Annotated in this window: 21 protein-coding genes; 11 read left to right on the top strand and 10 right to left on the bottom strand. The window is 72.3% G+C overall.

What is annotated here, in order from left to right:
• Positions 1-72 precede the first annotated feature (72 nt).
• Complete coding sequence (locus HOQ23_RS00860; RefSeq protein WP_172210963.1) at positions 73-1020, top strand: helix-turn-helix domain-containing protein; 948 nt, start codon at positions 73-75, stop codon at positions 1018-1020.
• Between the two features lie 125 nt (positions 1021-1145).
• On the opposite strand, the gene rpsA is transcribed toward HOQ23_RS00860, so the two are convergent.
• Positions 1146-2624 (bottom strand): 30S ribosomal protein S1, encoded by a 1479-nt coding sequence (gene rpsA, locus HOQ23_RS00865; protein WP_172210964.1) that lies wholly within the window; start codon positions 2622-2624, stop codon positions 1146-1148.
• 312 nt (positions 2625-2936) lie between these two features.
• Here rpsA and HOQ23_RS00870 point away from each other — a divergent pair, with 312 nt between their 5' ends.
• Positions 2937-3710: a class I SAM-dependent methyltransferase gene (locus tag HOQ23_RS00870; protein WP_367650314.1), complete on the top strand. Its 774-nt coding sequence runs from the start codon at positions 2937-2939 to the stop codon at positions 3708-3710.
• 91 nt (positions 3711-3801) lie between these two features.
• Here HOQ23_RS00870 and HOQ23_RS00875 read toward each other — a convergent pair whose 3' ends face one another.
• A complete protein-coding gene (locus HOQ23_RS00875) occupies positions 3802-4782 on the bottom strand; it encodes a DUF3068 domain-containing protein (protein WP_172210966.1) in 981 nt (326 codons plus the stop codon).
• A gap of 183 nt (positions 4783-4965) precedes the next feature.
• Between HOQ23_RS00875 and HOQ23_RS00880 the strand changes: the two genes are divergently transcribed.
• Positions 4966-5661, top strand: a complete 696-nt coding sequence (locus HOQ23_RS00880) for a class I SAM-dependent methyltransferase (RefSeq protein ID WP_172210967.1) — start codon at positions 4966-4968, stop codon at positions 5659-5661.
• A gap of 2 nt (positions 5662-5663) precedes the next feature.
• Positions 5664-6704 (top strand): hypothetical protein, encoded by a 1041-nt coding sequence (locus HOQ23_RS00885; RefSeq protein WP_172210968.1) that lies wholly within the window; start codon positions 5664-5666, stop codon positions 6702-6704.
• Positions 6705-6707: 3 nt separating this feature from the next.
• Here the strand turns inward: HOQ23_RS00885 and HOQ23_RS00890 are convergent, their stop codons facing one another.
• The 5 genes from HOQ23_RS00890 to HOQ23_RS00905 form a co-directional block, all read right to left on the bottom strand.
• A complete protein-coding gene (locus HOQ23_RS00890; protein WP_172210969.1) occupies positions 6708-7910 on the bottom strand; it encodes a glycosyltransferase family 4 protein in 1203 nt (400 codons plus the stop codon).
• 3 nt (positions 7911-7913) lie between these two features.
• Positions 7914-8723, bottom strand: coding sequence for a dolichyl-phosphate beta-glucosyltransferase (locus HOQ23_RS00895; protein WP_172210970.1), 810 nt, complete (start codon positions 8721-8723; stop codon positions 7914-7916).
• Between the two features lie 115 nt (positions 8724-8838).
• Complete coding sequence (locus tag HOQ23_RS21080; RefSeq protein WP_301539662.1) at positions 8839-8973, bottom strand: hypothetical protein; 135 nt, start codon at positions 8971-8973, stop codon at positions 8839-8841.
• 53 nt (positions 8974-9026) lie between these two features.
• A complete protein-coding gene (locus HOQ23_RS00900; RefSeq protein ID WP_172210971.1) occupies positions 9027-10742 on the bottom strand; it encodes a hypothetical protein in 1716 nt (571 codons plus the stop codon).
• Positions 10739-14836, bottom strand: a complete 4098-nt coding sequence (locus HOQ23_RS00905) for an alpha-(1->3)-arabinofuranosyltransferase family protein (protein ID WP_172210972.1) — start codon at positions 14834-14836, stop codon at positions 10739-10741. Before HOQ23_RS00905 ends, HOQ23_RS00900 begins: the two co-directional genes overlap by 4 nt.
• 119 nt (positions 14837-14955) lie before the next feature.
• On the opposite strand from HOQ23_RS00905, the gene HOQ23_RS00910 reads away from it, so the two are divergent.
• A complete protein-coding gene (locus tag HOQ23_RS00910) occupies positions 14956-16272 on the top strand; it encodes a lipopolysaccharide biosynthesis protein (protein ID WP_216653434.1) in 1317 nt (438 codons plus the stop codon).
• Between the two features lie 35 nt (positions 16273-16307).
• Here HOQ23_RS00910 and polA read toward each other — a convergent pair whose 3' ends face one another.
• Positions 16308-18986 (bottom strand): DNA polymerase I, encoded by a 2679-nt coding sequence (gene polA / locus HOQ23_RS00915; RefSeq protein WP_367650315.1) that lies wholly within the window; start codon positions 18984-18986, stop codon positions 16308-16310.
• A 56-nt stretch (positions 18987-19042) separates the two neighbouring features.
• On the opposite strand from polA, the gene HOQ23_RS00920 reads away from it, so the two are divergent.
• Positions 19043-19507: a PaaI family thioesterase gene (locus HOQ23_RS00920; protein WP_253945030.1), complete on the top strand. Its 465-nt coding sequence runs from the start codon at positions 19043-19045 to the stop codon at positions 19505-19507.
• Positions 19508-19520: 13 nt separating this feature from the next.
• Here the strand turns inward: HOQ23_RS00920 and HOQ23_RS00925 are convergent, their stop codons facing one another.
• A complete protein-coding gene (locus HOQ23_RS00925) occupies positions 19521-20099 on the bottom strand; it encodes a GNAT family N-acetyltransferase (protein ID WP_216653436.1) in 579 nt (192 codons plus the stop codon).
• A 169-nt stretch (positions 20100-20268) separates the two neighbouring features.
• Here HOQ23_RS00925 and HOQ23_RS00930 point away from each other — a divergent pair, with 169 nt between their 5' ends.
• The 5 genes from HOQ23_RS00930 to HOQ23_RS00950 all read left to right on the top strand — a co-directional run bounded on the left by HOQ23_RS00930 (position 20269) and on the right by HOQ23_RS00950 (position 25402).
• The gene (locus HOQ23_RS00930; protein ID WP_172210978.1) at positions 20269-21015 is read left to right on the top strand and encodes a DUF554 domain-containing protein; all 747 of its coding nucleotides are present in this window, start codon (positions 20269-20271) and stop codon (positions 21013-21015) included.
• A gap of 195 nt (positions 21016-21210) precedes the next feature.
• Positions 21211-22587: a branched-chain amino acid ABC transporter permease gene (locus HOQ23_RS00935; protein ID WP_172210980.1), complete on the top strand. Its 1377-nt coding sequence runs from the start codon at positions 21211-21213 to the stop codon at positions 22585-22587.
• An 8-nt stretch (positions 22588-22595) separates the two neighbouring features.
• On the top strand, positions 22596-23585 hold the full coding sequence (locus tag HOQ23_RS00940) for a branched-chain amino acid ABC transporter permease (RefSeq protein WP_172210982.1): 990 nt from the start codon (positions 22596-22598) through the stop codon (positions 23583-23585).
• Positions 23575-24579, top strand: coding sequence for an ABC transporter ATP-binding protein (locus tag HOQ23_RS00945; protein ID WP_253945031.1), 1005 nt, complete (start codon positions 23575-23577; stop codon positions 24577-24579). The genes HOQ23_RS00940 and HOQ23_RS00945 overlap by 11 nt, the downstream gene beginning before the upstream one ends.
• Complete coding sequence (locus HOQ23_RS00950) at positions 24572-25402, top strand: ABC transporter ATP-binding protein (protein WP_172210984.1); 831 nt, start codon at positions 24572-24574, stop codon at positions 25400-25402. The genes HOQ23_RS00945 and HOQ23_RS00950 overlap by 8 nt, the downstream gene beginning before the upstream one ends.
• A 93-nt stretch (positions 25403-25495) precedes the next feature.
• On the opposite strand, the gene HOQ23_RS00955 is transcribed toward HOQ23_RS00950, so the two are convergent.
• Positions 25496-26764, bottom strand: a complete 1269-nt coding sequence (locus tag HOQ23_RS00955; protein WP_172210986.1) for an ABC transporter substrate-binding protein — start codon at positions 26762-26764, stop codon at positions 25496-25498.
• Between the last annotated feature and the right edge of the window lie 85 nt (positions 26765-26849).

The raw sequence follows: 26849 nt of genomic DNA on the forward strand, positions 1-26849 counted from the left end.
GTGATCCCGCCACGAGTGGCTGGGCGGTCGTGACCCGTCGATTCACTGCCAACCGCGTGCCATGCTGGGACGATGCTCTCCGATGTGGCGGTGATCACCTACGACGGGGTCACGGCGTTCGAGCTCGGGGTCGCCTGCGAGGCCTTCGGCAGTGACCGCAGCGACGACGGCCTGCCGGTGCTGGGCTTCGCCCTGTGCGCCGCGGTCCCCGGCCCGGTCCGCACCGGCGCCGGGTTCACGATCGGCGTCGAGAACGACCTCGAGCGGGTCGTCCGGGCCGACCTGGTCGTCGTCCTGCCGACCGACGGCCTCGCCGAGAGCGTCCCACCTCCCGTCCTCGAGGCGCTCCGCGCCGCCCACGACCGCGGCGCTCGGCTGATGTCGATGTGCACCGGCGCGTTCGTGCTCGGTCAGGCCGGGCTCCTCGACGACCGCGAGTGCACCACCCACTGGCGCTACACCGACGACCTGGCCCGGCGCTTCCCCCGCGCCCGGGTCGTGCCCGAGGTCCTCCACGTCGACTCCGGACAGGTCGTCACCAGCGCCGGCACGGCCGCCAGCATCGACGCCTCCCTGCATGTGTGGCGCCAGGAGCACGGCGCTGCGGTGGCCGCCAGCATCGCGCGGCGCATGGTGGTGCCGCCGCAGCGCGACGGCGGCCAGGCGCAGTTCATCGAGCGGCCGGTGCCCGAGGCGCACCAGGAGACCTTCGGGGCGCTCCAGCAGTGGGTGCTGGACAACCTGCACCTCGAGCTGGGCGTCGCCACGCTCGCCCACCACGCGCTGATGTCGCCGCGCACCTTCGCGCGCCGCTTCCGCGCCGAGGTCGGCGCGACCCCGCACGCCTGGGTCACCGCCCAGCGGCTGCTGCGCGCCGAGCAGCTGCTCGAGCGCACCGACCACACCATCGACCGGATCGCCGCCGACGTCGGCTTCGGCAACGCCGCCAACCTGCGCCTGCACTTCACCCGCGCCCGCGGGCTCAGCCCGCAGCAGTACCGACGCCGCTTCGCCTGCTGAGGTCTCGACCGGCTCGGCCAACGGCCTACACGCGCGACCGGCGGGCCTGCAGACGCACCGAGGCCCGGTCACCTCGCGGTGACCGGGCCTCGGTGGTTCAGCTGGTGGAGAAGTCCTTCAGCGGATCAGTTGCCGCCGCCGGTGAGCTTCTCGCGGAGCGCCTGCAGCGCCTCGTCCGAGGCGAGCGAGCCGCCACCGGTCTCGGTGCTGGTCTCGACCTCGGCGGAGGAGGAGTACGAGGTGGCCTCGCCAGCCTCGGCCTCGGCCTTGCGGGCCTCGGCCTGCTGCTTGACGTGGGCCTCCCAGCGGGCGTGCGCCTTGGCGTACTGGTCCTCCCAGACGGCGCGCTGGTCCTCGAAGCCCTCGAGCCACTCGCCGGTCTCCGGGTCGAAGCCCTCGGGGTAGACGTAGTTGCCCTGCTCGTCGTACGTGGCCGGCATGCCGTACAGCGTCGGGTCGAACTCCTCGACGTCCGTGGCGGCAGCGGTCTCGTTGGCCTGCTTCAGCGACAGCGAGATGCGGCGACGCTCCAGGTCGATGTCGATGATCTTGACCATGACGTCGTCGTTGACCTGGACGACCTGCTCCGGGATCTCCACGTGGCGCTCGGCCAGCTCGGAGATGTGGACCAGGCCCTCGATGCCCTCCTCGACACGGACGAACGAACCGAAGGGCACCAGCTTGGTGACCTTGCCCGGCACGATCTGGCCGATCTGGTGGGTCCGGGCGAAGTGCTGCCACGGGTCCTCCTGCGTCGCCTTGAGCGACAGGGAGACCCGCTCGCGCTCCATGTCCACGTCGAGGACCTCGACGGTGACCTCGTCGCCCACGGCGACGACCTCGGAGGGGTGGTCGATGTGCTTCCACGACAGCTCGGAGACGTGCACCAGGCCGTCGACGCCGCCGAGGTCCACGAACGCACCGAAGTTGACGATCGAGGAGACGACGCCCTTGCGGATCTGGCCCTTCTGGAGCTGGGTCAGGAAGCCGTGGCGAACCTCGGACTGGGTCTGCTCGAGCCAGGCACGGCGCGACAGGACCACGTTGTTGCGGTTCTTGTCGAGCTCGATGATCTTGGCCTCGAGGGTCTGACCCACGTAGGGCTGGAGGTCGCGGACGCGACGCATCTCCACCAGCGAGGCGGGCAGGAAGCCGCGCAGGCCGATGTCGAGGATGAGGCCGCCCTTGACGACCTCGATGACGGTGCCCTCGACGACGCCGTCCTCCTCCTTGACCTGCTCGATGGTGCCCCAGGCACGCTCGTACTGAGCGCGCTTCTTGGACAGGATCAGGCGGCCTTCCTTGTCCTCCTTCTGGAGGACGAGGGCCTCGACCTTGTCGCCGACTGCGACGACCTCGGACGGGTCGACGTCGTGCTTGATCGACAGCTCGCGCGAGGGGATGACGCCCTCGGTCTTGTAGCCGATGTCAAGCAGAACCTCGTCGCGGTCCACCTTCACGATGGTGCCGTCGACGATGTCGCCGTCGTTGAAGTACTTGATCGTCGCGTCGATGGCGGCGAGGAAGTCCTCTTCGGACCCGATGTCGTTGATCGCGACCTGAGGCGCGTCGTAGTCCGGAAGAGCGGAGATGGTGCTCGTCATAAGGGAAGTATTTCCTTGGTGGGCAGAAAGTCGTGCGGGCACGCGCGAAGGCCGGTTTCACTACCGATCGAGAAGCGCTCCCGGGCGGAAGCAGTGATAGCGAGCGAGAGTCCACTCCGTCCGGGACGCAGGCAGACCTCTGGCGCATCAGCCAGCGTACGCCGCGCCGTGCACTGCCGTCCAACCCGGGCGCCTCGGACGCGCGCAGGAGGTATTACCGTCGGATCCGTGAGCAGTCCCGCGGGCAACCCCGCCGCACCCGACTCCCGTCACCATCCTCCCCTCCCGCCCATGCGCGTCGAACGCCGGCCCGTGAGCGAGACCGAGTCACGCCACGCCAACGGCCCCGACTGGGACCGCTACGCCGACGAGTACCAGGCGACCCACGGCGAGTTCCTCGGCGACACCGGCTTCGTGTGGGGACCCGAGGGCCTCACCGAGTCCACCGCCGGCGTGCTCGGGCCCGTGGCCGGCCGCGACGTCCTGGAGGTCGGCTCCGGCGCCGGGCAGTGCTCGCGCTGGATCCGCACCCAGGGCGGCCGCGCGTTCGGCATCGACCTGTCGCTTCGCCAGCTGCAGCACTCGCGCCGCATCGACCTCGACTCCGGGGTCGTGGTGCCCTCGGTGCTGGGCACCGCGACCGAGCTGCCGTTCGCAGACGCGTCCTTCGACGTCGTGTTCTCCTCCTTCGGCGCGCTGCAGTTCGTGCGCGACATCGACGTCGCGGTCGCCGAGGCCGCGCGGGTGCTGCGCCCCGGCGGGCGCTTCGCGTTCTCGATCACCCACCCGACGCGGTGGATGTTCCCCGACGACCCGGGCGAGGAGGGGCTGGTGGCCAGCCAGTCCTACTGGGACCGCACGCCGTACGTCGAGGTCGACGAGGCCACCGGCGCGCCCTCCTACGTCGAGCACCACCGCACTCTCGGCGACTGGGTGACGCTGCTGGCCGGCGCGGGGTTCCGGATCACCACGCTGCTCGAGCCGGAGTGGCCGGCCGGCCACGACCGGGTCTGGGGCGGCTGGTCGGCGACCCGCGGCCGGTTCACCCCCGGCACCGCGATCTTCGGCGCCGACCTGCCCGGCTGAGCGGACGCCTGTCTCGGAACGTGGACGCAGGAACGGGGCGGGGCCGGCGGCCCCGCCCCGTTCCGGGCGGTACTGGGTGTCGCTGGGTCGCTCAGACCTTGGCGGCCTCGCGGTGCGAGCCGTCGCCCTTCGGCGCGTCGGCGCGTGCCGGGGCGTCGTTGGCGCCGCGTCGTCCGAGCACGATCCCCAGGACGATCAGGACCAGCCCGAGGATCAGGCCGAGGATCGGGAACAGGCCGTTGACCATGCTGAGCAGCGAGGCCTTGGACTCGTACTCCTCGACGTTGGCGGCCACCTGGTCGTCGGTGTAGCTGAGGTTGGCCTCGGTGGTGGTCGCGCGCTCCTCGCCGTCGATCGCCAGGGTGGAGCGCTGCTCCTCGACGCGCTTGATCACCGCGCCGGTGACCGGCTCGACGTAGAAGGTGCGCTTGTTGGCGTAGACGACGTCGGCCTCGACGTTGTCGTTGCCCCGCTCGCCCACGACGGACGCGGGGACCTCACGGGTGCCCACGACGGCGGCCGGCAGGTCGGCCTCGAACTTGTAGACCGCGAGGCCGTCGATGTCGGTCTCCTCGACGAACTCGGCGGGGACGGCGGTGCCGGCGGTGCCGTCCCACCAGTCGTAGGTCTCCTTCTCGGTGCCGAAGGGGAACTTGTAGACCAGGCCCTCGCGCTTGACCGCCACGCGCTCGTCCTCGGTGGTCTCGCTGAACCCGCCGCAGCAGTCGACCGCCTCGCCGGTGTGGGCGTCGAACGCCGCGCGGCCACGGCTCTGCGAGCGGATCTCCCCGTCGTCGGAGGTGATCGTCTGGGTGTCGGCCCAGACCCGGACGTCCGTGCCCTGGTCGTCGCTGGCCTCTCGGCTGGCCTCGACGTCGCCACGCGTGGTGGAGACCGCCGTCAGGTCGACCATGATCTCCGTCAGCATGGACGGGTCGGTGTCGAAGATGACCGCGCCCTCGGCCGTCAGCGTTGTCTCGCTGTCCTGGTCGATCGGGGCTACGGCGAGCTTGGGGTAGGCGTAGAACTTGAGGAGCGCTGCTGCCACGAGCAGGAACACCCCCAGTCCCACCAGGACCGTTGGAACAACTCGACGCATCAAGGACTCCCCTTCTCTCCCACCGGGTGACAGACGTCACGCGGCCCGGCGAGACACTAGCAGGAAGTTACTGGTGCGTCACCGCACTCTCACGGATCTCTTGACACGTGTCATGCGCCACCCGCCGACGCCGGCGTACCAGTAGTGTTCCGCAGCGTGGACGCGCAGGAGATCCGCAAGTCGGCGGCGTTGGAGAAGAAGCACTGGTGGTACGCCGAGAGGCGGGGGCTGGTACGACGTCTGGTGCGCCCGCTGCCAGCGGGCCGGGCCCTCGACGTCGGGTGCGGCGGGGGCGGCAACACCGGCGTGCTGCGCGACCTCGGCTGGGACGTCACCGGCATCGAGTACTCCCCCGTCGCGGCGGGCATCGCACGCGGCCGCGGCCTGAAGGTGGTGCGCGGCGACGCCCAGTGCCTGCCGGTGGCCGACGCCTCGATGGACCTGGTGATGTCGACCGACGCCTGGGAGCACATCGAGGACGACAAGGCCGTGGCCCGCGAGACCGCACGCGTGCTGCGCCCCGGCGGCCGGGCCCTGGTCGCGGTGCCGTGCAGCATGGCGCTGTGGAGCGGCCACGACGTCGCCCTGGGCCACCTGCGCCGCTACGAGCGCGCCGACCTGGCCGCGCTGCTGGAGGGTGCGGGCCTCAAGGTCGTCGACATCAGCTCCTGGAACGTCCTGCTGCGTCCCGTGGCCCGCCTGCGGCGCAAGAACAACGACAGCGAGAGCGAGATGGAGGAGGTGCACCCGGTACTCAACGCCGGGCTGCGCGCCGCCGTCGCGACCGAGCGCTTCCTGCCCGTGCAGCGGCTGCCCGGCATCAGCCTGGTCGCCCGCGCCGTCAAGCGCTGAGCATGAGCGACTGGATCGCCGACCCCCGGATCCGCTGGCGGATCCTGCTCACCGCACGCCTGGACGCCCCGCTCGGCCCGGACGACGCCCACCGGGTCGGTGAGCGGCTGCAGGCCCTCGCGGCCCGGCACGGCTGGCCCGACGAGCGTCCCGCGGACCAGCGGTGCTCGGTCGAGCGCGCCGACGACCTGGGCGCGCTGCGTGCCCACCTGGCCGAGGAGGACCGCACGCCGGTCGTGGTCGGGCTGGCCGGTGAGCACCTCGTGGTCTCTGCGCACCACGCCCACGTGGACGGGCTCGGCCTGCTCGACGTGCTGGCCGAGGTCACGGGCTCCGAGGTCTCCTCGGGCGCACGTGGCGTGACCGGTCGCCCCCGTGCCGGCGGGTTCCTCGGCTCCGCGGCCCGGCGCCTGGGCGAGGTCGCCCTCGCGCCGCCCGCGCGTGTCGCGCTGCCCGGTGTGGCGCCCGCCGCTGGTGACGCGTTCGCGGTCGTGAGCGTCCCGGGCCACCACGGCACCGCGCGACTGGTGCACGCCGCGACCGTCGGGCTCGTGCGCCACAACCGCCTGGCGCGACGTCGTACCCGCCACGTGGCCGTCGCCATCGGCGCGGCGCGGCGCGAGGAGACCCCGCCCGGGACCCCGCGGCGCATCGAGGACCGCAGCGAGCTGCTGCGGCTGCGCGACGTGGAGGACCTGGACCTGGCGGCGGTGGAGCGGCTGGTGCGCGAGGCGCCCACCCAGCCCCCGGTCGAGGCCGGGGGCGCCGCGGGCGGGCGGGTCGTCGAGACGGCGCTGCGGGTGCTCGCGCCCCGGCTCGGCTCGAGCCTGCTCGTCTCCCACCTGGGCCGGGTACAGGCACCGGGGGTCGCCGGCCTCGCCTTCCATCCGGTCACCGCGGGCGGGACCGGCCTGTCGCTGGGCGCCGTGGGGATCGGCGACCGCACCGTGCTCGGCCTGCGGGCGCGCCGCAGCGAGTGGGACGACGCGTCTCTGGCGGCGCTCCTGGACACCCTCGTGGCGGCGCTGGACGCCCCGGGCTGAGGCTCAGGCGCGGCCCACCCGGACCAGCTCCTCGGCGACCACGGCCACCGCCTCGCGGTGCATGCGCGTCCAGCTGAAGTGCGCCGCCCACTCCTGGCAGGCACCGACCACGGTCGCCCGCTCCTCGGGGTGCTCCAGCCCCTTGAGGGACGCGCGCACCCGGTCGGCGAGACGGGCGGCGACGACCTCGAGGTCGGGGTCGTCGGGAACCAGCCAGCCGGTGTGCCCGTCGCGGATCGAGTCGCGCAGGCCGGGCACGTCGCGGGCCACCGTGGGCACGCCCCAGCCGGCCGACTCGATGACCACCTGGCCCCAGCCCTCGATGTCGGAGGCGCACACGTGCAGCGCGGCGCGGCGCAGCACCTCCCGCTTGGTCTCCTCCGCGACGAAGCCGTGGAACCTCACCCGGTCGGCGATGCCGAGCTCGTCGGCGAGCGCGACGAGGCGCTCCAGGTCCGGGCCCCGGCCGCAGACGTCGAGGTGCAGCCCGGGACGTTCGATCGCCAGCTCGCGTACGGCGCGCAGCACCAGGTCCACCCGCTTGTGCGGGACCAGGCGGCCCAGCACGACCATCCGGTCGGGGTCCTTGTCAGCGGCGCTCACCAGGGCCGGGTCCGGCACCTGGGCGCCGTTCGCGAGGATGTCGACCGGGCCGCACCACCCGAGCTGGCGCACCATCTCGGACCGGGTCGACTCCGAGACCGCGAGGGTCCGGCGGCGCCGGTAGACCAGCGGCATGAGGACCCGCTCGAGCCACTGCCCGAATGCGGCGACCGGCGCGGGGAAGTAGGTCGCGAACTGCTCCTGGTGCACGTGGTGCACGGGCATCACCACCACGGTGTCGCGGCGCACGAACAGCGGCGAGAAGGTCGGGATGCCGCACTCGGGGTCGATCACCACCGACAGCGTGCGCCGCCGGCGCAACAGCGCCAGCGCGGCGTGGACGTAGAAGGTGAAGGCACCGCCGGCGCGCTGGACCCGGATGCCGTCGCGGACCTCGCGCCGGCCCTGGCCGCGCTCACGGGCGGTCACGAACTCCACGCGCGCGCCGGCCTCGGCGAGAGCGCGGGCGTACTCCCAGGCGTAGCGCTCCGAGCCCCCGGCGAGGGAGTGCCCGAGGTCGCGCCAGTTGACCACGACCGCGTGGTGACCGTGGAGGTCGACCGGGGGCGGGGTGGACGAGAAGGGCTCCGGGGCTGCGGGCATCCGCTAGAACTCGGCGCCGGCCGCGGCGGGCGGCGCGACGGCGGGCAGCACGACACCCGACACGGCGGCAGGGGCCGTGGCCGGCACGGCGACCGGCGCGACCCGGGCCGGGCGCAGCTGCCAGGCGATGCGCCCGAGGTCGAGGAAGGAGCCGGCGCCGTGACGCACCGGGTCGAAGGTCGAGCCCGGCACGTCGGCCCACACCACGGGGAACTCGTCGATGGCGGCACCGAGACGGCGCGCCCGCGCCAGCAGCTCGACGTCGAAGGAGAAGCCGGGGGTGCGCAGGGCCGCGAACAGCTCGCGGGCCAGGTCCCCGCGCAGCAGCTTGAAGCCGCACTGGGTGTCGGAGATGCCGGGGACCAGCCGCGCGGTGCAGGAGCGGTACGCCCGAGCGCCGCCCTCGCGCAGCCGGCTGTGGCGGGCAGCGGTGTCGCTGCCGGGGACCGCGCGGGATCCGATCGCGACGTCGGCGCCCAGGAGGATCCGCCGCCACCCCTCGTCCAGGGCGTCCAGGCGGGTCGCGCCGTCGGCGTCCATGTAGCCCACCACGTCGGCGGTGGTCACGGCCATGCCGGTGCGGACCGCGGCGCCCTTGCCGGGCTGTGCGCAGTGCACCACGCGGACCGGGAGCGCGGAGCAGTCGGCCGCCCGGGCGACGCGGGAGGTGCCGTCGGTGCTCGCGTTGTCGACGACGACGACCTCGATGCGGCCGATCACGGCACGGTTCGCGCTGGCGTAGCGCGTCAGCTCGCGCAGCGTACGCGGCAGCCGGGCCTCCTCGTTGAGGGCCGGTATCACCAGCTGGAGCATGCGGGCCTCCCCCGTGCTGACGTTTCAGGGTCGCCGGACCGGCGCCGTGGGGGGCGCGGGGGCGAGGGACGGTGGGGTGCCGAGCAGCGTCGAGGAGACGCTCACCCCGCCGGCGTCACTGGTCGGAGTAGGAGTACAGCTGGTCTTCGGAGAGGATGTCGGGCTCGCTGCTGGAGTAGGCCTGGACGCCCCCGATCAGCACGACCGAGGAAAGCACGGCGCCGATGGCACCGGAGATCAAAAAGTTCATTGCTGGGTTCCCTCCCAAGAACTCACAGCGGCAGGCCGCCTTGGTGACGACCATTACACCCGACGACGAAGTATGGCCGCAGCATTTCCGGAAAGCAACAGCAACGTGGCGACATCTGCAAGGACCACCAGCACCACGTCACCGGTGTCGGACGCCTCCCCGGTGCCCGGAGCCTCAGCGTCGTGGGCCGGGTCGTCGGCGAGATCGCCGAGGTCGAGGAGGGTGAGCTCCTCCCCCTCGTGACGGACCGTGCCCTCGGGGACCTCCCCTACGCCGGCCATCCCGTGCTCGACCAGCACCCAGCGGACGCCGGCTGCGCGCAGGGCGGCGGCCGGGTCCGGCGCGGCCAGCGCCCGGTCCACCGCGGCGACCCGCGGGTCCTCCGAGGGCACCACGTCCCCGTCGACGAAGGTGCGGTCGTCGATCACGACCTCGCCGGGCAGGAAGCGGGGCGCGGGGTCCAGCACCGCCCGGCGATCGTTCCAGTCGTAGCCGCGATAGCTGCCGCGCCACGGGAGCACCACGGTGCGGGCCGGCCCCTCCTCCTCCAGGACCCGGGCCACGGTCCCCCACTCCTCCGGGAAGCTCGACCGCGGCAGGCTCCCCGCAGCGCCCCACGCGAGGCTGGGCAGCAGCAGCACGGGCGCCACGACCACCAGGCCGACCACCCCCCACAGCGCCTCGCGCCCCGGGCGGACCCGGGCGCGCAGGCCCGACGCCACCGCGGCGATGCCGGGCAGCAGCACCAGCACGGCGGGGGCAAGGAAGCGCTGGGAGTCGCGCAGCACCGCGGCCCCCGGGACCGCCCCGCCGACCGCCTCGAGCACGCGGGTGCCGCCGGGCAGCACCGGGAGCACGGCGAGCAGCAGGCAGACGGCGCCCAGCACCAGCAGCCGTCGCTCGTCGGAGCCGCGCCCGGCCCGTCGTACGCCGAGCAGCGCGACGACGGTCAGGCCGCACGACAGCAGCACGAGCAGCGCCTCGGTGCGCTCCGGCGGCACGACGGCGCTCTTCCAGGTCCCTCCGAGCGACAGCAGGCTGGCCCACACCCCGGCCGCGGACTCGGCGCGCGGCGCGAACACCTCGAAGATCCCCGAGACCGTCACCGCGCTGCCGCGCGCGGCCACCAGGGTCGGGACCAGCCACGGCAGGTTGGCGACCAGGCCGGTCCCGAGCACCACCGGCACGTGGGCCCGCGTCGGGCGCGCCGCGAGCACCAGCGCGACCAGGACCGCCATCAGGCCGCTGGAGGGGCTGCACACGGCGCTGAGCACGAGGGCGACGGCGAGCGGCGGCGTGCCGTCGCGCAGGTCGCGGCGCGCGCGCAGCGCGGCGTGCGCCACCCACGGCAGCAACAGGTAGCCGGCCAGGATCGCCCACTGCCCCATCAGCAGCCGCTCGTGGACCCACGGGTTCCACACGAAGAGGGTGATCGCGGCGGCCCGGGCGTACCACGGGTACGTGCCCACGAGGCGGCCCGCGCCGACCGCGCCGGCCAGGAAGGCACCCAGCAGCACCGCCTTCTGCACCAGGTCGCCCGGGACGACCGCGGTCAGCACCGACATCAGCGCGTCCATCGGCACCGCACGCGGCAGCTGCCCGTCCAGGCCCAGCCAGGCGTCCTTCCAGGGCTGGGAGGGCACGAAGACCATGTCCCCGAAGAGCCAGAACCCGCGGCCCAGCAGCAGCGGGCCGAGGACGAGGAACGCGAGCACCAGCCCGACCGCGAGGTCGACCAGACGGTCGCGGCCGACGACCGGGCGCCTCACCGGTGCGCCGCGGCCCGGTGGCTCGCCCGGCGCCGGCCCTGCCGTCCGTTCCGGGCCAGCGGCCGGGTGCCCGCGAGGGCGGCAGCCAGGACGATCCCGACGCCGGCACCGGTGAGCAGGTCGGAGGCGGGCGGGGTCATCGGTGAGCTGCCGGCGCTGGCCGCGACCGCCACGATCAGGCCCGCGCCGACGAGGACCAGGCCGAGGACGTCGGCCACCGCGGTCCGGCGCCGCAGCAGGACGCCGACGGCCGCGCCGGCCGCGACGAGCGGGCCGAGCACGAACCCGGTGAGGGCCACCGCGAGCACCGCAGCCGGCACGAACCAGCGCCGCACGGGGCGGTCGGCCGGGTCGTCCGGGGCTGCCGAGTGCGCGGTGGCCCCCGACGCCCGCAGCGGTACGACGAGGGGCTCGCGTCGGCTCCGGAGCACCTGGGCGAGCGCGACCAGCCCGGCGAGCAGTACCGCGGCCGCGAGTCCCAGGCCGATCATCAGGTTGCGGAAGTAGGAGGTCTGGGGGTCGAAGGTCACCACGATCTCGCCGGCGACGTCCGCGGGCACGATCCAGCCCTGCGCCCAGCCGTCGACCTCGATCGGGTCCAGCTCCCGGTCGCCGGCGCGGGCCACCCAGCCGATGTTGGTGCTCTGCGGCAGCGACAGGATGGCGCGCTCGCCCTCGCTGACGCGCAGCACCTGCTCGGTGCGCTCGGAGGAGACCTGCTCCACCCGGCGCGAGGACCGCGGGTTCGACCCGGCGGCGTCCTTCTCCTCGACCGACTCCAGGCGCATCTGGATCGGCTGGAACTGCGGGGAGGCGCGCAGCTCGACGCGGTGCGTCCCGGCGTCCAGGCGGATCCGCTGACGCTTCCCGCAGGGCTCGACCGAGAGCAGCCCGTTGCCGTACACCGCGCCCATCACCCCGCGCACGCGGGTCGGGTGGCTCTCGCCGTCGACGACCAGCTCCGGGCCGAAGCCGCAGGTGGCGCCGGTGACCGTGCTGCCGTCCATCGGGACCGTCACGGGGACCTCGCCGAGCGTGAGCTCGGAGATCCCGACCGGGCGCACCGCCCCGGGTGCCCGCTCGAAGGTGATCTCGACGGTGGAGGTGCGCAGCGGCTCGAAGCCCCGCGCCACCCGGATGCTGGAGCCGAGGTCGATCGTGCGGCGCTCGCCGTCGTCGCCCACCAGCACCGCGCGACGCGGGCGGCTGACCAGCTCCCCGGACGTGGTGAGGTCCAGGGTGTCGATGCGGCGCTCACGGCCCAGGTCCAGGCGCAGCACCGGGCGCGGGTCGCGCGGGTCGGCGATCCACGACGTCGTCGGGTCGCCGTCGTGCACCATCCGCGGCGAGACCGCGGGGTCCGAGCCGAGCCACGAGCTGGCCCCGGCCTGCACGCCCAGCAGTGGCGTGAGCAGGCTGGCGCTGCCCGGACCTGAGGAGGCCATGACGGTCCCGCCCAGGCGCCACTCCCCCGCCTTGCGGACGGTGAGGGTGCGGTCGATGCCGTTCGCCTCCTCGCTGGGTCGCGCCCGGTAGACGTCGCAGTCCGGGCCGAGCAGCGTGGAGAAGCAGGTGCGGGTCTCCGGCTGGCTCCCGAACACGAAGTCCGCGTCCGCGGCGAGGTCCACCGGCGGCACGACCATCGTGCGCTCGGGGCGCAGGCCTTCGATCTCCAGCTCGGCGAGACCGATCGAGGCGCCCTCCTCCGGGGTCTCCACCGCCGTCACGCGCACGCTCGAGGCGCGGTGGCTGCCGAAGTCGACGCGCCCGACACCGGTCAGCGGGTCGGGGGTCACGATCCGGTCGACGCCGTCGGCGCTGACCCTCCAGCGCTCGGGGTGCTTGATGCCGATCGGGGTCATCGGGTGGCGCAGCACGACGCGGCCGATCCGGCGCGGACGCTCGAGCTCGACCTCGACCCACTGGCCGCGGGAGCCGACGTAGGGCTGGCTGAGCCAGTAGGTGTCCGGGTTGCCGTCGAGGGCCGACCACGGCGCGGTCTCCGGGCGCACGACCCCGAGGGTGTCCACGTAGGCGACGGAGGAGGAGGACCTGACCCCGGCGATGCCCTCGTAGCGGGCGACCACCAGCTCGGCGCCCTCGGGGATCGGGTAGTTCGGCGCGACGCGCTCGCCGCGGTAGGGCTCCTCGGGCGTCATCACGTTGCTCTCGGCGTCGTTGACCCGGCCGAAGGCCCGCTCGCGCAGCCGCAGGGCGTCGCCCTGGACGTCGGCGCGGCGCTCCCACCCGGGCTGCCCGGCCACGACGGCGGCCTGCGCCCCGGAGACCAGGCCGATGCCGACGGCGTCGATCACGTCCTCGACCGAGCTGGCGACGGTCACCGCGTCGGCGGTGTCGCGGATCCGGACCCGGTCCGCGGACTGGTCGCCCTTGACCTCGAAGACCTCGATCGCCGGGCCGAAGTCGAGGGCGCCGAAGAGGGCCACCCGCTCGATCCCGGGCGAGCGGGCGAGCGCCTGCGAGACCAGGTTGGACGACGCGGACTGCGCCACTCGCTGGTCCAGGTCGTGACGCAGCAGGATCCGGTCGATCCCGATGCGGCCCAGCATGTCTTGCAGGTACGGCGACCCGCTGCCGGTGGTCAGGTAGCCCTCCAGGCGCGAGAGCATCCGGATCGTCGCGGCCGGGGTCAGCGGGACCTGCGAGCGGGTCACCCACCGGCTGGTGCCGGTGACCTGGATCGGCTCCTCCATCGTCCAGCCCCAGTCCTGGATGCCGAACCCGGAGCCGGGGACCACCCAGACCACGCCGTCGCGGTCGTCCTCGTCGAGGTGCGCGAGCGCCTCGTCCCAGTAGGAGGGGAACTCGGTCCAGCCCGGGGTGCGGGTGTTGCCACTGACCACCGGCCAGGCCGAGGCCGCCAGCGAGGCGACCAGCGCGGCCGCGAGGACGCCCGCGCTCAGCCGGCGGGCCGCCTGGAGCCTGCGGCGTCGTACCGGCCTGCGCTGCGCGGGGCGCAGCACGGCGAGCAGCTCCATGGTGAGCGCGCCGAGCCCCAGGGCGAGCGGCACGCGCAGGATCGGGTCGGCCTTGGCGACGTTGCGCAGCGGGGCCAGCGAACCGTCCAGGAGGTCGCGGACCATGCCGGCGAAGGGAGGGGAGAGCAGCCCGTCGTGGGAGACGGTGATGCCGACCAGCCCGACCACGACGCCGACGAGCAGCGGTGTCCGGAACGCGTGCCGCATCCGGACCAGGCCGAGCAGCCCGGCCACGGCCAGGAAGCCGGTGCCGAGGACGAGGAGCGGCTCGGTGAGCAGGTCCCAGCCCGAGGGCCACCAGGCCTGGCGGTTGATCACGACGTACGGCACCCAGTTGCTGGTGCCGCGCAGGGCCGAGGTCATGCCCGCGGTGTCGGTCGTGGTGCTCGCGGCCTCGACGAAGTCGTAGAAGGGCGGGCTGTAGACGCCCAGGCGCAGCAGCGAGACCGCCCACCACAGGTTGGCCGCCGCCATCAGCGAGCCCCAGCCGAGCGCGAAGCTCCAGCGGACCCGTCGCGTCGCCCACGCCCAGAGCACGAAGATGCCGAGCAGGATCGTCGGGTAGAAGGTGACGGTGCCGTTCACGCCGCCCGCGAAGAGGTACGCCGCCGGGGACAGCACCGCGGCCTGCCAGGGCCGGATGCGCCCCAGGACCAGCAGCACGATCGGCAACAGCGCCCACGGCAGCACGGCGCCGGCGAGGATCTCCGCGCTGCGCACCCCGATCTCGGTGACGTGGCGCGGGGTGAGGGCGTAGGCGAGTCCCGCCACCGCAGCCGCCCACGGCCCGAGGCTCATCGCCAGCGCCAGGCGGCGCACGCCCTCGGCGGCGACCACCAGGAGCAGGGCCGACCAGGTCCGCTCGACCACCCAGCCGGGCACCTGCGCGAGCTCACCGGCCCAGAAGAAGAGGCCCTGGGGAAAGAGGTAGCCATAGGCCTGGTTCTGCAGCTCGCCCATGGAGACCCGGGGGTTCCACAGGCTCAGCGCGTCGTGCAGGAACGTGCCCGGGGCGTTGGTGAGGTCGAGCCGGGTGTCGGTGGTGGTGCGCCCGAACTTCTCCACGAGGGTGAGGAAGACGAGGCTTCCCAGCACCGTCCAATAGAGCAGACCTGCACGACGAGAATCAGCGGTCCGTTCCATGGCGAGCGCCACCCTATGCCGAACCCGACCGCCCGCGTGGCACTGTGCCGGGACTGTCCTAGGCTCGCCGAATGACCGTGACCGAAGGCAGGAGCGCATCGCGAGGCGTGGGCGGGCTGCGAGGCCTGCTGCGCGGCACCGCGGGCATCGCCGTCGCGATCGTGGTCATGAACGTCTCGACCTACGCCTTCCAGATGCTCGCGGCCCGCCTGCTCGGCCCCGAGCAGTACGGCGGGGTCGCCAGCCTGATGGCGGTGCTCCTCGTGGTGGCCGTGGTGCAGCTGGGCCTGCAGGCCACCGCCGCGCGCCGGATCTCCGCCACACCGGAGCACGTGGGCCAGATCGAACGGGTCGTCCTCGCGGTGACCTACCGGGCGGCGCTGGCCCTCGGGCTGGTGATGCTGGTGGTGTCACCGGTGATCTGGCAGGTGCTGCGCCTGGACACCATCACGCCGGCGATCCTGCTGGCGATCGCGGCGGTGCCGCTGACCGTCCAGGGCGGCCAGGCCGGGATCCTCCAGGGCGAGCGCCGCTGGGGCGCGCTCGGTGCGCTGTACCTCTCGATGGGGGTGAGCCGGATCGTCATCGGCACGGTGTGCATGCTGCTGCGTCCGACCGAGGCCGGCGCGATGCTCGGCGTCGCGGTCGCGCTCGTCGCGCCGGTGGTCGTCGGCCACCTCGCGCTGCGCCGTCCCCGCGACGCCGGCCAGCACAGCTCGGTCAACAGCCTGCGCCCGGTGCTGGCCGAGGCCGCGCGCAGCTCGATGGCGCTCCTGGCCTTCTATGTGCTGTCCAACACCGACATCGTCGTGGCCCGCAACGTGCTGGACTCCCACGACGCCGGCCTCTACGCCAGCGGGCTGATCCTGGCGAAGGTCGTGCTCTTCCTGCCGCAGTTCGTGGTCGTGCTGGCCTTCCCGTCCATGTCGACGGCCGGCGAGCGGCGCCTGGCCCTGCTGCGCAGCCTGGCCCTGATGCTCGGCCTCGCGATCTGCGCGGTGCTCGGCGCGATCCTGCTCTCCGGCGTGGCCATGGTCTTCGTCGGCGGCGAGAAGTACGCCGACGTGGAGGAGCACCTGTGGGCCTTCGCCGTGCTGGGCTCGCTGATGGCGATGCTGCAGCTGCTGGTCTACTCGGTGCTCGCGCGCCAGGGCACCCGCTCGGCGTACCTCATCTGGCTGGCGGTCGGGGTGCTGGTGGTGCTCTCGCTGCGCGCCGACACCCTGGTCAGCCTGATCGCCACCGTGATCTCCGTCGACGCCGTGCTGCTCGTCGCCCTGCTCTCCCTCAGCCTGTGGCGGATGAGCCGCCTCGAGGAGGAGGGGGAAGCGGCGGGAGCGGGTGGGGACGACCCCGCGAAGCACGCCGCACCTCCGCCCGCCGGCTGAGCACCCGTCGCTCGAGCCCGCGGGCGAGCCGCCGACTAGTGGGCGGCCTCGTGCCAGCTGCGGCCGGTGCCGACGGAGACGTCGAGGGGGACGCTGAGCTGGGCGGCGGCGCCCATGTGGCGCCGCACGAGCGCCTCGAGCTGCTCGCACTCCCCCGGGGCCACCTCGAGCACGAGCTCGTCGTGGACCTGGAGCAGCAGCCGCGAGCGCAGCCCCTCCTCGGTGATCGCGCGGTCGACCTCGAGCATCGCGATCTTGATGAGGTCGGCGGCCGAGCCCTGGATCGGGGCGTTGAGCGCCATCCGCTCGGCCATCTCGCGGCGCTGGCGGTTGTCGCTGGTCAGGTCGGGCAGGTAGCGACGCCGGCCCTTGATCGTCTCGGTGAAGCCGGTGCGCCGGGCCTCGTCGACGACACCGGAGAGGTAGTCCCGGATGCCGCCGAAGGTCAGGAAGTACTCCTCCATCAGCCCGCGCGCCTCGGCCGGCTCGATCCCGAGCTGCTGGCTGAGCCCGAACGCCGACAGGCCGTAGGCCAGGCCGTAGTTCATCGCCTTGATCTTCGCGCGCTGCTCCGGGCTCACCTCGTCGGCGGGGACGCCGAAGACGCGGGCGGCGGTGATGGAGTGGAAGTCCTGACCGGAGCGGAACGCCTCGATCAGGAGCTCGTCGCCCGACAGGTCGGCCATGATCCGCATCTCGATCTGGCTGTAGTCGGCCGTCATCAGGGACTCATAGCCCTCGCCCACCACGAAGCCCTCGCGGATGCGGCGGCCCTCCTCGGTGCGCACCGGGATGTTCTGCAGGTTCGGCTCGGTGCTCGAGAGCCGCCCGGTCGCCGCGATGGTCTGGTTGAACGTCGTGTGGATGCGCCCGTCGGGGGCGACGGTCTTGAGCAGCCCCTCGATCGTCTGGCGCAGCCGGATGACGTCGCGGTGGCGCAGCAGGTGGAGCAGGAACGGGTGCTCGGTCTTGACGTAGAGCGACTGCAGCGCGTCGGCGTCGGTGGTGTAGCCGGTCTTCGTGCGCTTGGTCTTCGGCATCCCGAGCTCGTCGAAGAGCACCACCTGCAGCTGCTTGGGCGAGCCGAGGTTGATCTCCTTGCCGATCACGGCGTACGCCTCGTCCGCGGCGCGGCGGACCTCCTCGCCGAAGTGCTCCTGGAGCGCCTCGAGGTGGTCGGAGTCGACGGCGATGCCGGTGCGCTCCATGCCAGCCAGCAGGTGGACCAGCGGCAGCTCGATGTCCTCGAGCAGGCGGGTGCCACCGCGCTCCTCCAGGTCCTCGTCGAGAGCGGCGGCCAGGTCGAGCACGGCGCTGGCGCGCAGCATCTCCAGCTCGCCGGCCGAGCCGTCGTCGAGACCGTCCAGGCTGAGCTGGCCGTCGTCGGCGGCGCCCTGGCGCAGCTCGCGCTTGAGGTAGCGCACGGTCAGGTCGGCCAGGTCGTAGGAGCGCTGGTCGGGACGGGCGAGGTACGCCGAGATCGCGGTGTCGCGGGCGAGGCCGGCCAGCGGCGTGCCGAACGCCTCGAGCGCCTGCATCGGGCCCTTCGCGTCGTGCAGGACCTTGGGCTGGGAGGCGTCGGCCAGCCAGGTGGCGAGGGCCGAGGTGTCCGCGGTGTCGAGCTCGGCGACCGACACCCAGGCAGCGCCGTCGGCGGTCGCGAGCGCGATCGAGTCGACGTCTCCGGTGCCGGCGCCCCAGCGGCCCTGCACCTCCACACCGACCCGCTCGCCGCCGGAGGCGTGCTCGGCCAGCCAGGCACCGACCTCGCCGGCACCGGGGCGGGTCATCACCACGTCGAAGCCGGCCTCGTCGATCTCCTCCTCCGAGCTGAGCGTCTCGAAGAGCCGGTCGCGCAGCACCCGGAACTCCAGGCCGTCGAAGAGGGTGTGCACCTCGTGGCGGTCCCACGGGCGCAGCGCGAGGTCGGAAGGGCCGAGCTCGAGGTCCAGGTCACGCACGAGGGCGTTGAGGTGCCGGTTGCGGATCACGTCGCCGAGGTGGGCGCGCAGCGCCTCGCCCTTCTTGCCGGTGATCTTGTCGGCGTGGGTGATGACGTTGTCGAGGCCGTCGTAGGTGTTGATCCACTTCGCGGCGAACCCCTGGCCGACCCCGGGCACGCCCGGGAGGTTGTCGGAGGTCTCGCCCACGATCGCGGCGAGCTCGGGGTAGCGCTGCGGCGGTACGCCGTACTTGGCCTCGACGGCCGCCGGGGTCATCCGGGCCAGGTCGGAGACGCCGCGCATCGGGTACAGCACGGTGGAGCGGTCGGTGACCAGCTGCAGGGAGTCGCGGTCGCCCGTGAGGATCAGGACCTCCATCCCCTCCTCCAGCGCCTGGGTGGTGAGGGTCGCGATGATGTCGTCGGCCTCGTAGCCGTCCTTCTTGAGGAACGGGATCCGCAGCGCCGACAGCACCTCCTCGATCAGCGGCAGCTGGCTGCCGAACTCCGAGGGCGTCTTGGCGCGCTTGGCCTTGTACTCGGCGTACTCCTCGAGGCGGAAGGTCTGGCGCGAGACGTCGAAGGCCACCCCGACGTGGGTGGGCTGCTCGTCGCGCAGGACGTTGATGAGCATCGAGGTGAAGCCGTACACCGCGTTGGTGTGTTGACCGGTCGTGGTGGAGAAGTTCTCGACCGGCAGGGCGAAGAACGCCCGGTAGGCCAGCGAGTGGCCGTCGAGGAGGAGCAGGCGAGGGGTGTTCGACTCGGGCACCCGCCTGACTCTATCTGCGCGCACCGACGCAACGGGCGTCGGCAACAATGCTGCCCATGAGCACCCACAGCACCGACCCGAGCATCGAGGAGTTCGTCGCGAGCATGCCCTTCGGCATGGGCGCGCTGAACGAGCGGATGGGCATCACGCTCGTCGAGCTCTCCGCCGAGCGCGTCGTGGCGACCATGCCCGTCGAGGGCAACACCCAGCCCTACGGCCTGCTCCACGGCGGCGCCTCGGTGGTCCTGGCCGAGAGCCTCGGCTCCATCGGCGCGGGCCTGCACGGCTACCCCGACCGGGCCCCGGTCGGCGTCGACATCAACGCCACCCACCACCGCTCGGCGACCAGCGGCACCATCACCGGCACCGCGACCGCGATCCACCTCGGGCGCACGTCGGCGTGCTACGAGGTGGTGCTCACCGACGAGCGCGGCAAGCGCGTGTGCACCTCGCGGATCACCTGTGCGCTGGTCCCCTTGGAGCGCGTCGGCCTGACGGCGCCTGCGCCCGAGCAGTCCTGATGTCCCTGTCTGCCTAGCCGTCCTGCGGGACCGTCGGGTGGGCGCGGCGCATCGAGCGCCGCGCCGCCAGGACCGACCCGAGCTGGCGCCCCGGGCGCTGCGCGGCGGGGCGCTGCGCGTTGAGCTTGGCCCGCACCACCTGGGTCGGCGCGATGCGCAGCACGGCCTGGGGCCCGAGCGCGAGACGCGCCATGAACCGGTTGCCGTCGCGCGACCCGGAGGCCGCCGAGGTCATCACGTGCGCGACGCCGAGCTCCTCGGCGTAGGAGACCGCCGCCTCCATCAGCTGACGGCCCACGCCGTGGCGGCGGAACTCGGGGAGCACGTGCGGCGACTGCGCCTGCACGGCCGGCTCGAGGTTGATCATCGACTTGGTGGTCACCCGCAGGCAGACGGCGCCCGCGCAGCGCCCGTCGTACTCGGCGACGAGCAGGCGCAGGCTGGTGGAGGTCTCGGCGTCGGCGATGATCGACTCGACGTCGGCGACCTGCTCGGCGTAGTCCCCCCGGCGCAGCGAGTCGCGCCAGAGCGTGGCGAGGAACGGCGCGTCGCCAGGGGTGGCGGCACGCAGGGACACGAGGGTACGGCTCAACGCTCCTGTGCCTTCCGGACTCGGGGTGTCGGGAGGCCAAGGTCCCCGTACAGGCCTCCTCCGAGGGGTGAGACTACGCTCAGGCCGCCCCGGGCGTCAGTCCGACCTCACATCTCGACCGAGACCGGGGCCGCGCGGCAGCGAGCGCAGCACGGGAAGGGGTGACGGCGTGGTCCCAGGCACCGGTACGGCGGTCAACGTCCTCGCCGTGCTCCTCGGCTCGGCGCTCGGCGTCCTGCTCGGCCACCGCATGCCGCAGCGCACCCGTGACGCCGTCACCGACGGGCTGGGCCTGGTGACGCTGCTGATCGCCGCCACCACCGCGGCCGACGTCCTCTCCCCCGCGCTCGCCGCCGAGGTCGGCGACAGCGCTCCGCTGCTCATCGTCCTGGGCTCCGTCCTGCTGGGTGGGATCGCGGGCAGCCTGCTGCGCCTCGAGCAGCGCGTCGAGGCGCTCGGCGGCGTGCTCCAGCGCCGACTGTCCGGCGAGACCGGCACCGCGGAGCGGCAGCGCTTCGTCCAGGGCTTCGTCGCGGCCTCACTGCTCTTCTGCAGCGGCCCGCTGACCATCCTGGGCAGCCTCAACGACGGCCTCGGCGCGGGATCCGACCAGCTGGTGCTCAAGTCCGCGCTCGACGGGTTCGCCGCGATCGCCTTCGCGGCCTCCTTCGGCTGGGGCGTGGCGGCCAGCGTGGTCACCGTGGTCGTAGTCCAGGGCTCGCTGACGCTGGTCGGCCTCGGGCTGGGCGACGTGCTGCCGGACGCGCACCTCGCCGCGATCGGCGGCGTGGGCGGCCTGCTGCTGATCGGCATCGCGCTGCGCCTGCTCCGCATCCGTGACGTGCCGGTCGCCGACCTGCTGCCCGCGCTGCTCGTCGCGCCCCTCCTGGTGACCTTGGTCGGCGCCCTGCGCTGAGCCGACGGCGCCCGTTGTCACCTGCCGGTCACGATCGTGACCTTGTTGTTGCCGGGGAATGCGCCGCGGCTCATACGAATCCCCCTAGGGTGGGGCCCCTCACACCGGGTGTGGGCCCGCCTGGGTCCGTGCCCGGACGTGTGTCCACACCGTCCCGTCACGCGACGCCCCCGCGCGTCCCGGCCCAGGAGGCACATGCACACCCGATTCATGCAGGTCGCGGCGGTGACCGGCGCACTGCTGGTCGCGCTGATGACCCTGCTCCTGGGGGTCGGCGCCGCGCCGGCCCAGGCGGCCGAACAGCCCGCCGCCTGCCAGTTCGAACCGAACGACGATCCCGAGATCCACCTCAAGGGCTGTCTGCGCGACCAGCGCGAGGACCCGCCCGCCCCGGTGCCCGGGGTGTCGGTGAGCGTCCTGGACGCCGAGGGCGAGACCATCGCGGACGTCGAGACCAACGAGAGCGGCGTCTTCGACGTGGCCCTCCCCGGTGAGCCCCTGTCGAACCTGGGCAAGGACTTCACCATCCGCATCGACGAGGACACCCTCCCCGAGGGCTCGGACCTGCGGAACCCCGAGCAGGTCGAGCTGACGGTCAACTTCGACACCACGAGCGACCAGACGGTCACCTTCCCAATCGGCGACGCGCTCCCGGAGGCGGCCGGCAAGTTCACCCGCGGCATCCAGCTCGCCGTCGGCGGGCTGGTGTTCTCGGTCTGCCTGGCCATGGCCGCACTCGGGCTGTCGATGATCTTCGGCACGACCGGCCTGACCAACTTCGCCCACGGCGAGCTGGTGACGTTCGGCGCCCTGGTCGCCTGGGGCATCGACCTGCTGCCCGGCTCGATCACCGTGTTCGGCACCAACATCACCGTGGTCGTCGGCGTGGTCGTGGCGTTCATCGCCGGTGGCCTGTTCGGCTACCTCAACGACCGGGCCCTGTGGCGCCCGCTGCGGATCCGGGGCACCGGTGTCATCGCGATGATGATCGTCAGCATCGGCCTGTCGATCTTCCTGCGAAGCGTGTACCAGTACATCGCCGGCGGCTCGAACCACAACTACAGCCAGTACTCCGCGAGCACCCCGTGGGAGATCGGCCCGTTGCTGGTCACCCCGCGCGACATGATCGTCGTGGTCGCCGGCCTGGTGATCCTGGTGGCGGTCTCGCTGCTGATCCAGACGACCCGGATGGGCAAGGCGACCCGCGCGGTCGCCGACAACCCCGGCCTCGCGGCGTCCTCCGGCATCAACGTGCAGCGTGTGATCGCGCTGGTGTGGACCGTCGGCGTGGCCCTCGCGGCCATGTCCGGAGCGCTGCTGGGCGTCACCCAGGGCTTCGACTTCCAGATCGGCTTCAAGCTGCTGCTGCTGATCTTCGCGGCGGTCGTGCTCGGCGGTCTCGGCACCATCTGGGGCGCGATGATCGGCGCCTTCGTGATCGGCATCTTCGTCGAGGTCTCGACGCTCTTCGTGCCGGCCGAGCTCAAGTACGTCGGCGCGCTCGCCGTCCTCATCATCGTCCTGCTCATCCGTCCCCAGGGTCTGCTCGGCCGGGCCCAGCGCATCGGCTAGGAGAACCCGTGGACTTCGGCAGCATCCTGACCACGACGGTGCAGCAGGCGTTCGGCCCGCTCGCGATCGTCTACTGTCTGGCCGCCATCGGCCTCAACGTGCACTTCGGCTACACCGGGCTGCTCAACTTCGGCCAGGCCGGCTTCATGGCCGTCGGCGGCTACGCGATGGCCTCGGCCGTCGCCACCTGGGGCCTGTCCCTGTGGGCCGGCATCGCCATCGGCATCGTGCTGGCCGCCGTGCTGGCGCTCCTGCTCGGCATCCCGACCCTGCGGCTACGCGCCGACTACCTCGCGATCGTCACGATCGCGGCCGCGGAGATCATCCGCCAGACAGCCGGGTCGGTGACCCTGCTGGACTGGTTCGGCGGCCAGGACGGGCTCAACAGCTTCGTGGGCGACTTCCGCGAGCTGAACCCCTACGACTCCGCCATCAGCCTGGGCAGCGTCACCTGGAGCCCGAACGACTTCTGGGTGATGACGGTCGGCTGGATCCTCGTCGCGCTGTGCTGCCTCATCGTGTGGGCGCTGATGCGCAGCCCGTGGGGCCGCGTGCTCAAGGCGATCCGCGAGGACGAGGACGCCGTACGCAGCCTGGGCAAGAACGTCTACGCCTACAAGATGCAGTCGCTCGTGATCGGTGGCATCTTCGGCGCCTTCGCGGGATACATCTACGGTCTGAGCAAGGCCGCGGTCATCCCCACCGACTACGCGACCGACACGACGTTCTTCGCCTACACGATCCTGCTGCTCGGCGGTGCCGCGCGGGTCTTCGGCCCCGTGGTCGGCGCGCTGATCTTCTGGGGTCTGATCAACTTCCTCGACGCGTTCTTCCGGCAGGCTGCTGCCAACGACGTCATCCCGCAGGCGATCATGGACCAGAACCAGGCAGGATTGATGCGCTTCATCGTGCTGGGCCTCGCGCTGATGCTCCTCATGATCTTCCGACCACAAGGCATCTTCGGCGACCGAAGGGAGCTGGCGATCGATGGCCGCTGACAACGAGTTCGAGGACGCCGGGATGCCCGGCGCCACCCCGGCGAACGGGCCGGGGGGCCACGGCGCCACGGCGATCCGCTCGAGCGCCGCGCACATGTTCACCGACGTGGCGCACGAGCCGGGTGCCAGCAAGCCCGACCCGATCCTGGTGGCCACCGGTGTCACCCGCACGTTCGGCGGCCTGACGGCCGTCGACGTGGACCATGTGGAGATCCAGCGCGGTGCGATCACCGCGCTGATCGGCCCCAACGGCGCCGGCAAGACGACCTTCTTCAACCTGCTGACCGGCTTCGACAAGCCCGACTCCGGCAACTGGTCCTTCCGGGGCAACGACCTGGCCCGCGTCCCGGCGTACAAGGTCGCCCGGATGGGCATGGTCCGCACGTTCCAGCTCACCAAGGTGCTCTCCAAGCTCACGGTGATCGAGAACATGCGCACCGGCGCCACCGGCCAGAGCGGGGAACGGCTGCTCAAGGCGATGTTCCCCTTCCTGTGGCGCTCGCAGGAGGAGGCCAACACGCGCAAGGCCGACGAGCTGCTCGAGCGGTTCCTGCTGATCAAGAAGCGTGAGGACTTCGCCGGCTCGCTCTCCGGCGGCCAGCGCAAGCTGCTGGAGATGGCGCGCGCCCTGATGGCCGACCCCGAGCTGGTCATGCTCGACGAGCCGATGGCCGGGGTGAACCCGGCCCTGAAGCAGTCGCTGCTGGGGCACGTGAAGTCGCTGCGCGACGAGGGCCGCACCGTGCTCTTCGTCGAGCACGACATGGACATGGTCCGCGACATCTCCGACTGGGTCGTGGTCATGGCCCAGGGCCGGATCATCGCCGAGGGACCGCCGCACAGCGTGATGAGCGACCCGCGGGTCATCGACGCCTACCTCGGCGCCCACCACGACGTCGCCCTCGACCTCACCGAGGACACCATCCTCGCCGAGGCCGAGCACGAGCTCGCCGCACAGCGCGACGAGGAGCCGAAGGGGAACCACCATGCCTGAGCCGATCTCTGACCCGACCGGCGACCCGGCGGCCGGTCCGGCCACCGCCGCCGGCGACGACGCCACCGCGCGGGCGCGCCGCGAGCACCTCGCCAAGGCCGAGGGTGCCCTGCTCCGCGCCGACGACCTGGTCGCCGGCTACCTGCCGGGCGTCAACATCCTCAACGGCGCCGACCTGTACTGCCACGAGGGCGAGCTGGTCGGCATCATCGGGCCGAACGGCGCCGGCAAGTCCACCCTGCTGAAGGCGCTCTTCGGTCTCGTGAAGATCTCCACGGGCACAGTCACGCTGCACGGTGAGTCGATCACCAACGAGCGTGCGGACTCCCTGGTCTCCAAGGGGATCGGTTTCGTCCCGCAGTCCAACAACGTGTTCCCCACGCTCACCATCCAGGAGAACCTGGAGATGGGCTGCTTCCAGCGCCCGGGGAGCTTCCGGGAGCGCTTCGACTTCGTCTCCGAGCTCTTCCCCGCGCTGCGGGACCGGCGCGGCCAGCGTGCCGGCTCGCTGTCGGGCGGTGAGCGCCAGATGGTCGCGATGGGGCGCGCGCTGATGATGAACCCCTCGGTCCTCCTGCTCGACGAGCCCTCCGCGGGCCTGTCCCCCGTCATGCAGGACGAGGTGTTCGTCCAGACCCGGCGCATCAACCGGGCCGGGGTCTCGGTCGTGATGGTCGAGCAGAACGCCCGGCGCTGCCTGGAGATCTGCGACCGCGGCTACGTGCTGGACCAGGGCCGCAACGCCTACACCGGCTCCGGTCGCGACCTCGCCAACGACCCGAAGGTCATCGAGCTCTACCTCGGCACGCTGGCCCAGGCCTGAGCCTCCTGCACCGCAACGACATCGGGCCCGACCTCCGCGGAGGTCGGGCCCGATGTCGTTGCTGGTGCTGCCGTGGTGCTCAGCTCACGCTGGTCACTCGAGGACGCCGGAGACCGAGTCGATCTGGGTGTACTTGTTGCCCTTGTACTCCTGGATGCCGATCGTGGCGGCGCTGGGGCTGCCCGACTCGTTCATGTCGCACGGACCGGAGACACCCTCGTAGTTGATGTCCTCGCCCGCCTCGAGCAGCTCGACGCAGTCGGCGAACGTGGAGCACGCCTCGCCGTCCTTGGAGACGTTGACGATCTCCGAGGCGATCGCCTCGCCGGAGTCGTCACCGGCCGCGATGGCCGCCAGGGCGGTCAGCATCGTGGCGTCGTAGGACTGGGGACCGTAGGTGAAGTCCTTCAGGCCCTTGTCGATCGACAGCAGCCGGTCGTTGAAGTCCTCGTTGACCTCGCCGGGAGCCGGGAAGGTGCCCTTGACGCCGGTCAGGTCGAAGTTCTCCGAGGAGTAGTCGGCCATGTTGCCGTCCACGAAGTACAGCTGCACGTCCTGCGGGCCGAGGCCCTTCGAGATCAGCTGCGGGATGATCTTGGTGGTCTCGTTGAAGGCCACCAGGACGATCGCGTCGGGCTTGGCGGCCGCCAGCTCGTTGACCTCCGCGGTGAAGTTCTGGGCGTCCGCGGCGTAGAGGATGTCGGCCGCGACGGTGGCGCCCTGCTCCTCGAGGGTGTCCACGACCTGCTCGGCCAGGCCCTCGCCGTACGCGTCCTGACGGGCGACCACGGCGACGTTGGAGAAGCCGTCCTCGACCGCCATGTTGGCCAGCACCTGGCCCTGGAGCCGGTCGGAGGGCGCGGTGCGGAAGTACATGCCCTTGTCGTCGTAGGTGTCGAACGCCGCGGCGGTGTTGGCCGGGGAGAACTGCACGATGCCGGCGCCGGTGATCTTGTCGATGACGCTGAGCGAGACGCCGGAGGCGGCCGCGCCGATGATCGTGTCGACACCCTCACCGAGGAGCGAGTCGACCGACGCGCCGGCGATGTCGGGGGTGCCGTCGCCGGAGTCGGCGCGCGAGGACTTCACGGGCTTGCCGTTGACGCCCCCGGCCTCGTTGATCTCCTTGATCGCGAGCTCGACGCCGGCGAACTCCGGCGGGCCGAGGTAGGCGAGGTCACCGGTCTGCGGGAGCAGCATGCCGATGTTGAGGACGCCGTCACCCTTGGCGGCAGGCGTGGAGCTCTCGTTGTCGGTTGCGTTGTTGTCCGAGTCGTCGTCCTCGCTGCCGCAGGCGGTGAGGACGAGTGCCGTCGCGGCCAGGGCGACGGCCGCGCGACGTGCGCGAGTGGAGCGGATCATGGGGCCTCCGTGAGGAATGGCTACCTCCGGGGACCGGCGGACCCCGGAGCATCGACTGTCGATGGTCCGCAACCTAGTTGTGATC

The sequence above is a fragment of the Nocardioides sp. zg-DK7169 genome (genome assembly GCF_013155365.1).
Taxonomy (GTDB): domain Bacteria; phylum Actinomycetota; class Actinomycetes; order Propionibacteriales; family Nocardioidaceae; genus Nocardioides.